Genomic DNA, 12335 nt, shown 5'->3' with positions numbered 1-12335 from the left:
GCGGCGAACCAGGGCGACGCGTACACGTCGAACATGCCGATGGCGTTGTAGAAGCCGCCCAACTGCGGATTGTCCCGAATGAACTCATCCACCCGCACCGGAGCGGTGGGACGCTGCGGCAGCAGCGAGCCCGGCACAGCACCGAGCGCCAGCGCGAACAGCAGCACCAACGCCGTCCGCATCGAAGTCAGCTGGGTCCACAGGAAGCGCAGCGTCTCCCCCGGTCGAAGGCCTCCCGGCTTCCGCTCTGCCATCAGATCACCGTCCCGAAGCTGGCGGCCCATTGCCGCAGGGTGGCCATCAGGACATCCCAGCCGCCGGTCAGCAGCAGCACACCGACAACGATCATCATCACGCCACCGGTGACCTGCAGGGCGCGGTGGTGGCGACGGACGAAGGCGATCGTCGAGCCGAACCGGTCCAGGGCCAGCCCGGCGATCAGGAACGGCAGGCCCAGGCCGACCGCGTAACACAGCGCCAGCAGCGCGCCACGCAGTGCTGTCGCCTCATTGAGCGCCAGGGTGAACACCACCTGCAGCGCCGGCCCGATGCAGGGCGTCCAGCCGAGCGCGAAGACGATGCCGAGCAGCGGTGCCGCGGCCAGACCGACCTTGGGTCGCAGGTTGAGCCGGACGGTGCGGCTGGCGAACGGCACCCAGCCGGCGAACACCAGGCCCAGCGCGATGGCCAGCACCCCGCCGATCATCGTGATCGTGCCGCGCCACTGCATCAGCGTGGTGCCCAGCGAACCGAACAGGACGCCGCCCGAGACGAAGACGATCGCAAAGCCCAGCACGAACAGCGAGGTGCCGGCCAGCACCCGGCCACGTTGCTTGCCCTCGGCCAGCTGTGCCGCACTGAGCCCGCTGGCATAGGACAGGTAGCCGGGCAGCAGCGGCAGCACGCAGGGTGAGAAGAACGACACCAGCCCGGCCAGGATCGCGACCGGAGCGGCCAGCAGCATGCTGCCGCCGACCGCCTGGCGGGCCCAGTCGCCGATCTCCAGAACGATCATCAGCGGCCCGCCGCCACATCCTCGATCAGGCCGACCAGGGTGGCCTCGGTCGCCTCGCCCATCACCCGAGCGGCGATCCGGCCCTGATGATCGATCACCACCGTGCTGGGAATGGCGTTCAGCGGCAACTGGCCGGCGAACTTCAGCACCAGCTCACCGCCGGGATCGAACAGGTTCGGGTAGGGCACCTCGAACTCGCGGACGAACGCCTGACCCTGCGCAGGCGACGCGTCGCGCGTGTTCAGGCCGACGAACTGGGCGGTCTTCTCGGTCCGGCGCGCGGCCTTGACCAGCGCCGGCGCCTCTTTCACGCACGGCGGGCACCACGAACCCCAGACGTTGTAGACGAGCACCTTGCCGGTCACCGACGAACTGCTCCATGGCTCGTCGTCCAGAGTCTTGCCCGAGATGGCAGGGGCTGGGGTCCGCTGGTCGGGCGGCACGCGGGTGATGGTGCCGTCGCCGCTGACGAAACCACCCTCGGCAGCCGGCCCGGACCCGGTGCAGGCGGCGAGCAGCAGCGTCAGCACACTGACGCAGACGAGTGCCAGACGACGCATCACGAGCCGGGGCGGAACAGGACTTTTGATTTCTTGGCCGGCAGCAGGTCGGCGGCCGGTTCGGCGTAGTCGACGGCAGCGATCCGGTCGTCGATCCAGGTGAACGAGGTGACGCTGGCCAGCCGGCATTGCCGCTTGCGCGGGTCGTGCACCAGCGAGCGCCCTTCGGCGGCCAGCCGGGAGATCCAGATCGGCAGTTCGTGCATCACGATCACCGCCTGCCCACCGTCGCCGGCGGCCTTGGCGGCGTCCGCCATGGCGACCTTCACCCGGGCCACGATCGACGGGTACGCCTCGCCCCAGGACGGCCGCAACGGGTTGCGCAGCTGCCACAGGTTCTGCGGCAGCAGCAGCACCTGGTTGTACTTGCCGAAGTTGCGGCCCTCGAACACGTTGGCCGCCTCGATCACCCGGTCGTCGGTGACGATCTCGAGATCGGGATGCTCCGCGGCGATCGGCGCCATGGTCTCGCGGGCCCGTTGCAGCGGGGAGCAGCGCAGGTGGGTGAGCGGAACGTCGGCGAAATGCTCACCCAACCGGTCGGCCATCGCCCGGCCCAGCTCGCTCAGGCCGAAGCCGGGGAGCCGTCCGTAGAGGATGCCGTCGGGATTGTGAACCTGCCCGTGGCGGACCAGATGAACGACGGATTGCATGGGTGACGGCGGCCTTTCGGTGTGCTCGGGCTCCAACAATACGGGACGCCTCCCGCCCGCCGCCCGCGTCCCGCACCGCCGCGATCAGGGCGTGCCGACTCCGCCCGGCAGTCAGCTGAGGGCGGCGCGCAACTGCGCCTCGTCCAGGAACCAGATGGCGAGCCGACGCCCGTCCACGAAGGTGACCGGGACGTGGTCGGTGTGCTCGGCGAGCGCCGGATCGGCGTCGATGTCGACGACGCTGAGGTCTGCGCCGCGCTCGGCACAGACCCGCTCGGCGATCGCCACCGCGTCGACGCACAAGTGACAGCCGTCGCGCACGATGACCACCACGCGGAGGCTGGTCATCGTGACGGACGCCTGAGGACTACTTGCCGGCGCGGCGACGCTGGATGCGCGTGCGCTTCAGAAGCTTACGATGCTTCTTCTTCGCCATCCGCTTGCGACGCTTCTTGATGACCGAACCCACGCTAGGACCTCTCGATGTCGGCCCACTGGACGGGCCGGATAGTGCTCTTGGTTGGTGGCGGCCGGTTGCCCGGCAACTACGGCAGCTTACCGACTGGCTCACCCCGACGGCCAATCGCGCCGTGAGGCGGACCCCCGGGGCGACCTACCCCACCCGTCACACTCCGCCCCGCACGATGCGCGCCCGTTCCCATCGAGTGCGGTCCGGGCCCGGCCCTTCGTCACCGAACTTTCGAACTACGCCCAAGTCGGCCTGTATCAGACCGATGGCGCGTCGACACCTATGGGCGTATTTGCCAATCGCCGAGGCCAGGTTTACAGAACCTGACCCCGACTAAGTTCCGGAGGATTTGTGAATCGCTGAATTACCGGTCGCACCGGCGCCACTAGCGCGACATTGCATCGTCGGTTTTCAACCTGACCGCGAGTTCTCCTGCTCACCACTCCCCTCAATACCGTCCGCTCGTCAGCCTGTTAGGAGCAGCATGCGAGGAAAACACATCAAGCGAGGGTTCGCGCTCGCCGGAATCACCGGTCTCGCGTTGACCACCACGTTCCTGGCCACCCCGGCCAGCGCCCGCGCGGAGCTTCCCGCCGGACCTCCGGCCAAGGAGATCGTCAGCCATGCCAACACTCTGACGCCAGAGGTCAAGGCACTGATGAAGGGCACCGGCACAGCCGCGGAGGCGCGGGCCCTGGAGAGCTACTGGACCCCGGGCCGAATGAAGGCGGCCAAGCCCTTCGAGAAGTCCCCGTCGATGACCCGGCCCGGGAAGGCGCCCCAGCAGCAAACCCAGGCCACCAGCCCCGAGGGCAAGCTCGGCAGCGTTGCACCCTCGCGCACCAGCAAGGCTCCGAAACCCACCGTCAAGGTCGCGGTGAAGAAGGGCATCTCGCCGCAGTACAGCCAGCCGAACTATCCCTCCAGCGCCCCTGCCGCCCGCACCAACGGCAAGGTCTTCTTCAGCCGGGGTGGCAAGAACTGGGTGTGCTCTGCCTCCATCGTGAACAGCGAGGGGAAGAGCCTGGTGTGGACCGCGGGACACTGCCTCGCCGAGGACGCGGTCTGGTCGAGCAACGTGTCGTTCGTCCCCGCATATTCCAACGGCACCCGGCCCTACGGAACCTGGTACGCCAAGAACCTCACCACCACCACCAGGTGGTTCAACAACCACGACTGGGCCTACGACGTCGGTGCCGCCACCATGCAGGCCAACTTCGGCTACCGGATCGCCGACTATCTCAGCAGCCAGGGACTGATGTGGAACCAGACGCCGAAGACCTACACCGCGGCAGCCTTCGGCTACCCGGCCGCCTCGCCGTTCAACGGCGCCTACCTGTACCGGGCCGACGGAACCACCGCCGATCCCAACAACGGCACGCTCTACATGTATTCGGGCCTGACCGGAGGCTCATCGGGCGGCCCATGGTTCCGTAACTTCGACGGCAACTGGGGCTACGTCAACGGACACAACGACTTCATCTACACCAATCAACCGGTGTACATGTACAGCCCGTACTACGGCAACCAGGTCGCCGACCTCTACAACGCGGTTCGGTACCAGAGTTCCGACGCCGTCTCGGGAACGAAGCCGACGATCAGCGGCTCCGCCACCGTGGGGGCGACCCTGGCCGCCAACCCGGGTAGCTGGACGCCGGCGCCGATCACCCTGGCCTACCAGTGGAAGGCCAACGGATCCGCGATCTCGGGTGCGACCGGATCGACCCTGTCGGTTCCCGCCTCCGCACTCGGGAAGGCCATCACGGTCACCGTGACCGGCTCCAAGACCGGATACACGGGCGCTTCGTTCACCTCGGACAGCACCTCGTATGTCGCCGCGGGCACGCTGACCGGGGCAACGCCGAAGATCTCCGGCACCGTCAAGGTCGGCAAGAAGCTCACCGCCAAGCCCGGAGCCTGGACGCCGTCCGACACCGCCCTGAGCTACCAGTGGTACCGGGGATCGAGCCCGATCAAGGGCGCCACCAAGTCGACCTACAAGCTGGTCAAGGCCGACAAGAAGAAGCAGATCTCGGTGAAGGTCACCGGTACCAAAGCCGGGTACACCACGTTGACGACGACCTCGGCGAAGACCAAGAAGGTCAAGTAGCAGCTCTCCGGCTGTGAACCGCTGGCCGGCCCGGCTCGTCCGGGCCGGCCAGCAACCGAATCCCCCTATAAATGAGAGCGACCTTAGAATCCGGTTCGCTTCTCAGGCCACGCATAAACTTCGCCCGCGGGCGTCGGACAATTTCTCGGATTCGGCGACTCTATGGGAGCATTTGCCATCGGCTTTGGGTGGGGTTCGACGGATCCGACCCGGCCGTTCATCCCGGGGGGGGAGTTGTGAACCATCGCATCGCGGGCCGCACCGCTTGCCTTTTTGTCGCCATGCTGCATCGTCGCTATTCAGTCATGATGACGGATTCTCCTGTGCACACCTCGACCTCAGAACCCGTCCGCTCGTCAGCCTGTTAGGAGCAGCATGCGAGGAAAACACATCAAGCGAGGGCTCGCGCTCGCCGGAATCGCCGGCCTCGCGTTGTCCGCCACGTTCCTGGCCGCCCCGGTCAGCGCCCGCGCGGAGCTTCCGGCCGGACCTCCGGCCAAGTCCACGTCCATCGTCTCCCACGACAACGTCCTTACCAGCAAGGTCACGAAGCGGATCACGGGGACCGGCGTCGAGGCCCAGGCCAAGGCGCTGGCGGACTACTGGACGCCGGCGCGGATGAAGGCTGCCAAGTCCCTGGAGCGAACGGCCAACCGTTCCGACAGCGCTCGCCAGCGGACCCAGCAGTCCGCCCTTCAGGGCACCGCCGGCAGCGTGGCACCGTCGCGCACCAGCAAGGTCTCGGCGAAGATCGCGCCACAGTACTCACAGCCGAATCTGCCGTCGAACACCCCCGCTGCACGCACCAACGGCAAGGTCTTCTTCAGCCACGACGGCGGCAACTACGTCTGCTCGGCGGCCGTGGTGAACAGCGAGGGCAAGAGCCTGATCTGGACGGCCGGGCACTGCCTGGGCGAAGACGGCGTCTGGTCGAGCAACGTGGTCTTCGTCCCTGCCTATTCCAACGGCACGGCACCTTACGGAGTCTGGTACGCCAAGAACATCGCCACCACCTCCAGGTGGTTCAACAACCACGACTGGGCCTACGACGTCGGTGCCGTGACCCTGCACGCGAACTTCGGCTACCGGATCGCCGACTACCTCGGCGCCCAGGGCATCAAGTGGGGCGAGAAGACGAAGACCTTCACCGCCGCGGCGTTCGGCTACCCGGCCGACGATCCGTTCGACGGCGAAACTCTCTATCGAGCCGATGGAAAGACCACCGACAAGGGCGATGGCACCCTCTTCATGACCTCGGGTTTGACCGGCGGCTCGTCGGGCGGCCCGTGGTTCCGCAACTTCGACGGCGACTGGGGTTACGTCAACGGGCACAACGACTTCATCTACCTCGACGCGCCGCTGTACATGTACAGCCCGTACTACGGCGCCCAGGTCGCCGATCTGTACACGCACGTGCGGAAGATGAGCGCCGATGCGGTGTCCGGACCGACACCGAAGATCAGCGGCACCGCCAAGGTCGGCAAGAAGCTCACCGCCAAGCCCGGGACCTGGAAGCCGTCCGGCACCAAGCTGAGCTACCAGTGGTACCGGAACTCGACCAAGATCAGCGGTGCGACCAAGTCCACCTACAAGCTGGTCAAGGCCGACAAGAAGAAGAAGATCACCGTCAAGGTCACCGGCAAGAAGGACGGCTACGCCAATACGACGAAGACCTCCGCCAAGACCAAGACGGTCAAATAGCAGCGCCCTGATTGACCCGCTGGCCGGCTCGGTGACACCGGGCCGGCCAGCAACCGATCTGCACGATGACTCTGAGAGCAGAAGCCGACCCGAAGGAGGCCAGCGATGATTCCATTCACGACCCGCAGCCGAGGCGGCGCGTTCCTCGCGCTGGCCCCTGTCGCCCTGCTGATGTTCGCCGCCTGCACCAGCGGCCAGGCTGCGACGCCGTCCGCCGACCCGTCCGGCGGCATCGTGACGTCCGGCCCGCTCACTCCGCCCACGGACGGCGCGCCGACCCAGCCGAACCTGGTCACACCTGAGCCCGTCAAGGACGCCCGCAAGCAGGCGTTCACCAGGGTTGAGGCCGTGCCCGGCAAGTCCGCCGTACGCGTCGAGGGCACGCTGATGACGGGACCGCCCTGCAATGTGATCGGACGCGCCGAACTCGTCGAGACCAACACGCAAGTGACCATCACGCTGTGGGCGGGCGCCCGTCCGGACGCCAAATGCGACGGCCCTCAGGCCACGGTGCAATACCCGTTCGCCATCGAGGTGCCGCTGAAGGAACCGCTGGGCGAGCGCGCCGTGATCGACGGAGCGCTCTGAGCCGCCGCCCGACGGGTCGGCGGCTCTCAGCCGGCCAGTGCCCGGCTACGATCCCGGGCAGCCTCCATCGCGGTGAGGAAGGCGGCCTTCACCTTGTGGTCCTCCAACTGCCGCAAGGCGGCCGCGGTGGTTCCACCCGGTGAGGTGACCTGCTCGCGCAGCACCGTCGGGTGCTGACCGGATTCGACCAGCAACTTGGCCGAGCCGAAGACGGTCTGCTGCACCAGCGTGCTGGAGATGTCGCGCGGCAGGCCGAGCAGCACACCGGCGTCGATCATCGCCTCGACCACGAAGAACAGGTAGGCCGGGCCGGAGCCGGAGATCGCGGTCACCGCGTCCTGGTACGCCTCCGGCACGGTGATCGCCTTGCCCAGCGCGGTCATCAGTTCCATCGCGTGTGCCACGTCGGCCTCGGACGCCGTGGTGCCGGCCGAGACCGCCGCCATGCCCTCGCCGACCAGCGCCGGCGTGTTCGGCATCACCCGGACGACCGCCGTGCCTTCGGGCAGGTGACCCTCCAACTGCGCGGTGGTGACGCCCGCACACAGCGAGACCACCAGAGTCCCCGGCCGCAGCACCGGCGCGATCTCGGGCAGCACGGCACCGACGTCCTGTGGCTTGACCACCAGGATCACCGTGTCGGCCTCGGCCGCGGCCTCGGCGTTCCCGGTCGCCCGGACGCCGTGCGCAGCGGTCATCTCGGCGCGCCGGAAGTCACGCCGGTCGGCGACCACGATCGCGTCGCTGGACCAGCCGGCCCGCAACAGTCCGCTGACCAGCGCCTCGCCCATCACACCGGCGCCGATCACCGCCAGCCGGGTCATCGGTTCACCAGCAGTTCGGCGACCTGGACGGCGTTGAGCGCGGCGCCCTTGCGCAGGTTGTCGTTGCTGACGAACAGCACGATGCCCCGCCCGTCCGGCACCGACTGGTCGACCCGGATCCGGCCGACGAACGACGGATCCTTACCGGCCGCGAGCCGCGGCGTCGGCACATCGACCAGCGCCACTCCGGGCGCGGTGGCGAGCAGGCCGCGGGCCCGGTGCGGGCTGAGTTCCTCGGCGAACTCGGCATGGATGACCAGCGAGTGGCCCGAGAACACCGGCACCCGCACGCAGGTGCCCGCCACGGCCAAGTCGGGGATGTGCAGGATCTTGCGCGACTCGTTGCGGAGCTTCTGCTCCTCGTCGGTCTCGTCAGTGCCGTCGTCGACGATCGAGCCGGCGACCGGGATCACGTTGTAGGCAATCGGCGCGACGTAAGGCGCCGTGTCGGCCACCTCGCCGACGCGCCCGTCGAGGGCGAAGGCGGAGGGGTCGACGACGTCCTGGCTCTGCGTGAGCAGCGCGTTGATGCCCTTCACACCCGATCCGGAAACCGCCTGGTAGGTGGCCACCACCAGGCGCTCCAGGCCGGCCGCGTCGTGCAGCGGCTTGAGCACCGGCATCGCGGCCATCGTGGTGCAGTTCGGGTTGGCGATGATGCCCTTGGGCGGGTTGACCGCGTCTTCGGGGTTTACCTCGCTGACCACCAGCGGGACGTCCGGATCCTTGCGCCAGGCCGACGAGTTGTCGACGACCAGCGCACCTGCTGCCGCCACCTTCGGGGCGTACTCGCGCGACATGGTGGCACCGGCCGACATCAGGGCGATGTCCAGGCCGGAGAAGTCCGCGGTCGCGGTGTCCTCGACGGTGATCGGGGTGCCCTTGAAGTCGAGCGTGCGCCCGGCCGACCGGGCCGAGGAGAAGAAGCGGACGGAGCTGATCGGGAAGTCCCGCTCGACCAGCAGCGAACGCATGACATTGCCGACGGTGCCCGTGGCACCGAATACACCCACATGCATGGGGTTCACCCTATCGCCCGGGTGCGAGTGCCCCGGCCCAGGTCACAGCCAGGTCAGGTACGGCGCCAGCAGCGCGTAGCCGACGAAGGCCGCGATGTCGAGGACGGCATGCGCAGCCACCAGCGGCCCGACGCGCTTGGTGCGCAGGTAGATCCAGCCGAAGATCAGGCCCATCGCGACGTTGCCGACGAAACCGCCGAAGCCCTGATACAGGTGGTACGAGCCGCGGATCAGCGCGCTCACGATCAGCACCGCCGGCACACCCCAGCCCACCTGACGCATCCGGGTGAACCAGAACCCGACGATGATCACCTCTTCGAGGACGCCGTTCATGATCGCCAGCCCGATCAGCACCGGAACGGTCCACCAGTTCTCGGCCAGGTTGGCCGGCTGGACGATGGTGTTCAACCCGGCAGCCCGGGCCGCCAGGTACAGCCCGATGCCGGGGATGCCGATGCCTGCCGCGATCAGGAAGCCCCAGCCCACGTCGCGCCACGGACGGCTCAGGTCGAACCCGATCCGTTCCCGGTCGCCGGACAGTCGCAGCAGGTAGAGGGCCAACAGCGCCGGCACCAGCGGGAAGACGATCCCGGCCAGCTGGTAGGACAGGTCGAGCCAGGGCCTGTCGGGGGTGACGCTGGTGTTGATCTGGGTGGTCTGCTGGTTGAGCGGTACCGCCCGGGTCAGCTTCTCGGCGATCGACAGCAGCGAGTACACCGCCGACTGCCCCAACGACACTCCTAGGACGAGCAGCACCTCCCGCCCCGGACGGATCACGCGGCGCCCTCGATCTGCCCGAGGTGTTTGCGGGCGAAACGCAGGGCATCGGCGAGGGCCTCTTCGCGGGCCGGGCGATCCAGGTCGTTGGTGTTCACCTCGAGCACCACATGGCCCCGGTAGCCGCGTCCGGCCAGTTCGGCGAGCACGGCGTCGGCACGCTGCGATCCTCGTCCCGGCAGCAGGTGCTCATCCTTGGCCGATCCATTGCCGTCGGTCAGATGGACGTGCGCCAGCCGGTCCTCCCAGCGCCGCACCAGGTCGAGTGCGCTCTGCCGGGCGGTGGCGGCGTGGGACAGGTCGAGGGTCAGATGGTCGTAGTCGAGATCGGTGGGATCCCAGCTCGGACGGTAGGCCTGGAACTCGCCGCCGCCGGGTGCCCGCCAGGGATACATGTTCTCGACCGCGATGGTGACGCCGCCGGCCGCGGCGAGTGCCCGGACGCCCTCGACGAACCTGGTCGCGTAGCTGCGCTGCCAACGGAACGGCGGATGCACCACCACCACGTCGGCGCCGAGCTGGTTCGCCGCCTCGGTGGCCCGCTTCAACTTCGCCCACGGGTCGCTGCCCCAGACTCGTTGGGTGACCAGCAGGCACGGCGCGTGCACCGCCAGCACCGGCAACTGGTGGTAGTCGCGGAGCCGCTCCACGGCGTCCACGTCGGCCGCCAAGGGGTCGATTCCGACCATCACCTCGACCCCGTCGTAGCCGAGCAGCGCCGCCACTTCGAACCCGGCGGCGGTGTTCTCCGGGTAGACCGAGGAGGTCGACAGGGCGACCTTCGACTCGGCTCGGGGACCACTCACACCGGTCATCATAGGCGGGCGGCAACGAGCCCACCGGAGCCCGGGAGGACCGGTAGTTGACCGGTCAAAATTTCATCATGGTGACGTTTGTGTGACGCTTGGGCAGCCCCCCGGCCGCCGATTTCGCGGGAACGGCCTCTCATGGTGACAATGTCTCCATGCATGTCGATCACCTGACGTTCGCAGCAGGTCCGGACGGTCTCAAAGCGGAGGCCGAACGGCTCGGGGAACTGCTCGGCGCCAAATTCCGTGACGGCGGTTTTCATCCCCGCTTCGGCACCCGAAACCGCATTCTTCCGCTGGCCGACGACCGGTACATCGAAGTGGTCGAGGTGCTTGAGCACCCCGCCGCCGAGAAGGCGCCGTTCGGGCAGGCCGTCCGTGCCCGTTCCGAAATGGGAGGCGGCTGGCTGGGCTGGGTGGTGTCCGTCGCCGACCTCGAGCCCTATGAGCAACGCCTCGGACGCCACGCCGTGGTCGGCTCGCGGCATTTCCCCGATGGTCGGCTGCTGGAATGGGAGCAGATCGGCGTCAAGGGACTGATGTCCGACCCGCAGTTGCCGTATTTCATCAAGTGGACCAGCGACGAATCGGTGCTGCCCCGCGCTCTGGGCGGTGACCTGCAGTTGGTCGAATTGGAGATCTCGGGCAACGAAGAGCGGGTCGAGGACTGGATCGGCGCCGAGGTCGACGGCAACTTCGACGGCGTCAACATCCGGTTCACCTCGCCCAACGGCCAGCCCGGCCTGGACGCCGCCACCTTCCACACCTGCAACGGCACCGTTCGCATCTAGTCCTTCAGCTCAGCCCCCGCCTCACGTCATCCCGGGCTTGCCCCGGGATCTCCCGGCTGAGCGATCCTGGCCGAGCGATTCAGTGCTTGGAGATCCCGGCATTCGCCGGGATGACGAGGGCCGGCGAAAACTGTCGGCGGCACCCTCTAGCCTGCGGAGCATGGCCAAGAACAGCACTGCCCACCGATGCACCGAGTGCGGCTGGACGAGCGCCCGCTGGGTCGGGCGCTGCAACCAGTGCCAGAGCTGGGGCTCGATGGCCCCGCACTCCCCCGCACCCGCTGCGGTCGGTGCGGTGCGCGGCTCTCCCACCGGGCCGGCTCGGCCCATCCGTGACGTCCCGCTGGCCGAGGCGGCGTCGGTGCCGACCGGCGTGGCCGAACTCGATCGGGTGCTGGGCCAGGGCCTGGTGGCCGGCGCGGTGGTGCTGCTGGCCGGTGAGCCGGGGGTCGGCAAATCGACTCTGCTGCTCGATGTCGCCAGCAGGTGGGCAGGTACCGGACGCCGCACCCTGTACGTCTCGGCCGAGGAGTCGGCGGCTCAGGTGCGCTTGCGAGCCGGGCGGATCGGAGCACTGGCCGACGAGCTCTACCTGGCCGCCGAAACCGATCTCGGCGCGATCCTGGCCCACATCGAACAGACCGCACCCGAACTCCTGGTGCTCGACTCGGTACAGGCCGTCGCCGTCGGTGGCAGCGACGGCGTCACCGGCGGTGTCGCCCAGGTCCGTGAGGTGACCAACGCGCTGGTGCGGGTGGCCAAACAGCGCCGGCTGCCGGTGCTGCTGGTCGGTCACGTCACCAAGGACGGCACGGTGGCCGGGCCACGGCTGCTGGAACATCTGGTCGATGTGGTGCTCTCCTTCGAGGGCGACCGGCACAGCGGGCTGCGGCTGGTGCGGGCCACCAAGAACCGGTTCGGTCCGGCCGACGAGGTGGGCTGCTTCGAGATGATCGAGGACGGTATTCGCGAGGTCGCCGATCCGAGCCGGCTGTTCGCCTCCACCCGTGCCGAGCCGA

The 12335-nt window shown here is 68.1% G+C and carries 15 protein-coding genes; 5 read left to right on the top strand and 10 right to left on the bottom strand.

The window, feature by feature from the left end; all coding sequences use genetic code 11:
• From Q0066_RS07955 to Q0066_RS07930, 6 genes are all read right to left on the bottom strand, one after another.
• Positions 1-254 (bottom strand): cytochrome c biogenesis protein ResB (locus Q0066_RS07955; RefSeq protein WP_298131788.1); only part of this gene is annotated, 254 nt, incomplete at its 3' end.
• Positions 254-964 carry a cytochrome c biogenesis protein CcdA gene (locus tag Q0066_RS07950; protein ID WP_298131791.1) on the bottom strand — a complete coding sequence of 237 codons (711 nt, stop codon included), beginning with the start codon at positions 962-964 and terminating at the stop codon, positions 254-256. The genes Q0066_RS07955 and Q0066_RS07950, both read right to left, overlap by 1 nt.
• Positions 965-1014: 50 nt before the next feature.
• Complete coding sequence (locus Q0066_RS07945) at positions 1015-1575, bottom strand: TlpA disulfide reductase family protein (protein WP_298131789.1); 561 nt, start codon at positions 1573-1575, stop codon at positions 1015-1017.
• Positions 1575-2228 carry a histidine phosphatase family protein gene (locus tag Q0066_RS07940; protein WP_298131787.1) on the bottom strand — a complete coding sequence of 218 codons (654 nt, stop codon included), beginning with the start codon at positions 2226-2228 and terminating at the stop codon, positions 1575-1577. Before Q0066_RS07940 ends, Q0066_RS07945 begins: the two co-directional genes overlap by 1 nt.
• A 111-nt stretch (positions 2229-2339) precedes the next feature.
• Positions 2340-2576, bottom strand: a complete 237-nt coding sequence (locus tag Q0066_RS07935; protein ID WP_298131785.1) for a glutaredoxin family protein — start codon at positions 2574-2576, stop codon at positions 2340-2342.
• 19 nt (positions 2577-2595) lie between these two features.
• The gene (locus Q0066_RS07930) at positions 2596-2697 is read right to left on the bottom strand and encodes an AURKAIP1/COX24 domain-containing protein (protein WP_042842924.1); all 102 of its coding nucleotides are present in this window, start codon (positions 2695-2697) and stop codon (positions 2596-2598) included.
• 484 nt (positions 2698-3181) lie between these two features.
• Between Q0066_RS07930 and Q0066_RS07925 the strand changes: the two genes are divergently transcribed.
• The 3 genes from Q0066_RS07925 (at position 3182) to Q0066_RS07915 (ending at position 7096) form a co-directional block, all read left to right on the top strand.
• Complete coding sequence (locus tag Q0066_RS07925; protein WP_298131783.1) at positions 3182-4807, top strand: hypothetical protein; 1626 nt, start codon at positions 3182-3184, stop codon at positions 4805-4807.
• Positions 4808-5182: 375 nt separating this feature from the next.
• Positions 5183-6508: a hypothetical protein gene (locus Q0066_RS07920; protein ID WP_298131782.1), complete on the top strand. Its 1326-nt coding sequence runs from the start codon at positions 5183-5185 to the stop codon at positions 6506-6508.
• Positions 6509-6613: 105 nt separating this feature from the next.
• Entirely contained in the window at positions 6614-7096 is a 483-nt protein-coding gene (locus Q0066_RS07915; protein ID WP_298131781.1) for a hypothetical protein, read from the top strand.
• Between the two features lie 26 nt (positions 7097-7122).
• Here Q0066_RS07915 and proC read toward each other — a convergent pair whose 3' ends face one another.
• Genes proC through Q0066_RS07895 form a run of 4 tightly spaced genes read right to left on the bottom strand, consistent with a single transcriptional unit; the run spans position 7123 to position 10522 of the window.
• Complete coding sequence (gene proC, locus Q0066_RS07910) at positions 7123-7920, bottom strand: pyrroline-5-carboxylate reductase (protein ID WP_298131779.1); 798 nt, start codon at positions 7918-7920, stop codon at positions 7123-7125.
• Positions 7917-8948, bottom strand: a complete 1032-nt coding sequence (locus Q0066_RS07905) for an aspartate-semialdehyde dehydrogenase (RefSeq protein WP_298131777.1) — start codon at positions 8946-8948, stop codon at positions 7917-7919. The genes proC and Q0066_RS07905 overlap by 4 nt, the downstream gene beginning before the upstream one ends.
• 33 nt (positions 8949-8981) lie before the next feature.
• Complete coding sequence (locus Q0066_RS07900; RefSeq protein ID WP_298131775.1) at positions 8982-9716, bottom strand: CPBP family intramembrane glutamic endopeptidase; 735 nt, start codon at positions 9714-9716, stop codon at positions 8982-8984.
• The gene (locus Q0066_RS07895; RefSeq protein ID WP_298131774.1) at positions 9713-10522 is read right to left on the bottom strand and encodes a sugar phosphate isomerase/epimerase; all 810 of its coding nucleotides are present in this window, start codon (positions 10520-10522) and stop codon (positions 9713-9715) included. Before Q0066_RS07895 ends, Q0066_RS07900 begins: the two co-directional genes overlap by 4 nt.
• Before the next feature lie 158 nt (positions 10523-10680).
• Here Q0066_RS07895 and Q0066_RS07890 point away from each other — a divergent pair, with 158 nt between their 5' ends.
• Positions 10681-11316, top strand: a complete 636-nt coding sequence (locus tag Q0066_RS07890; protein ID WP_298131773.1) for a VOC family protein — start codon at positions 10681-10683, stop codon at positions 11314-11316.
• Between the two features lie 160 nt (positions 11317-11476).
• Positions 11477-12335 (top strand): DNA repair protein RadA (locus Q0066_RS07885; protein ID WP_298131771.1); only part of this gene is annotated, 859 nt, incomplete at its 3' end.

This window comes from Micropruina sp. (assembly GCF_027492755.1).
Lineage (GTDB): Bacteria > Actinomycetota > Actinomycetes > Propionibacteriales > Propionibacteriaceae > Micropruina.
Note: the sequence above shows the minus strand (reverse complement) of the source record. Positions and strands in the feature narration are given on the sequence as shown.

Bases quoted from the DNA above. Each gene is read 5' to 3' on its own strand.
- Q0066_RS07920 (WP_298131782.1), top strand. From the start codon at position 5,183: ATGCGAGGAAAACACATCAAGCGAGGGCTCGCGCTCGCCGGAATCGCC.
- Q0066_RS07935 (WP_298131785.1), bottom strand. From the start codon at position 2,576: ATGACCAGCCTCCGCGTGGTGGTCATCGTGCGCGACGGCTGTCACTTG.
- Q0066_RS07925 (WP_298131783.1), top strand. From the start codon at position 3,182: ATGCGAGGAAAACACATCAAGCGAGGGTTCGCGCTCGCCGGAATCACC.
- Q0066_RS07915 (WP_298131781.1), top strand. From the start codon at position 6,614: ATGATTCCATTCACGACCCGCAGCCGAGGCGGCGCGTTCCTCGCGCTG.
- Q0066_RS07890 (WP_298131773.1), top strand. From the start codon at position 10,681: ATGCATGTCGATCACCTGACGTTCGCAGCAGGTCCGGACGGTCTCAAA.
- proC (WP_298131779.1), bottom strand. From the start codon at position 7,920: ATGACCCGGCTGGCGGTGATCGGCGCCGGTGTGATGGGCGAGGCGCTG.
- Q0066_RS07945 (WP_298131789.1), bottom strand. From the start codon at position 1,575: ATGCGTCGTCTGGCACTCGTCTGCGTCAGTGTGCTGACGCTGCTGCTC.
- Q0066_RS07950 (WP_298131791.1), bottom strand. From the start codon at position 964: ATGCTGCTGGCCGCTCCGGTCGCGATCCTGGCCGGGCTGGTGTCGTTC.
- Q0066_RS07940 (WP_298131787.1), bottom strand. From the start codon at position 2,228: ATGCAATCCGTCGTTCATCTGGTCCGCCACGGGCAGGTTCACAATCCC.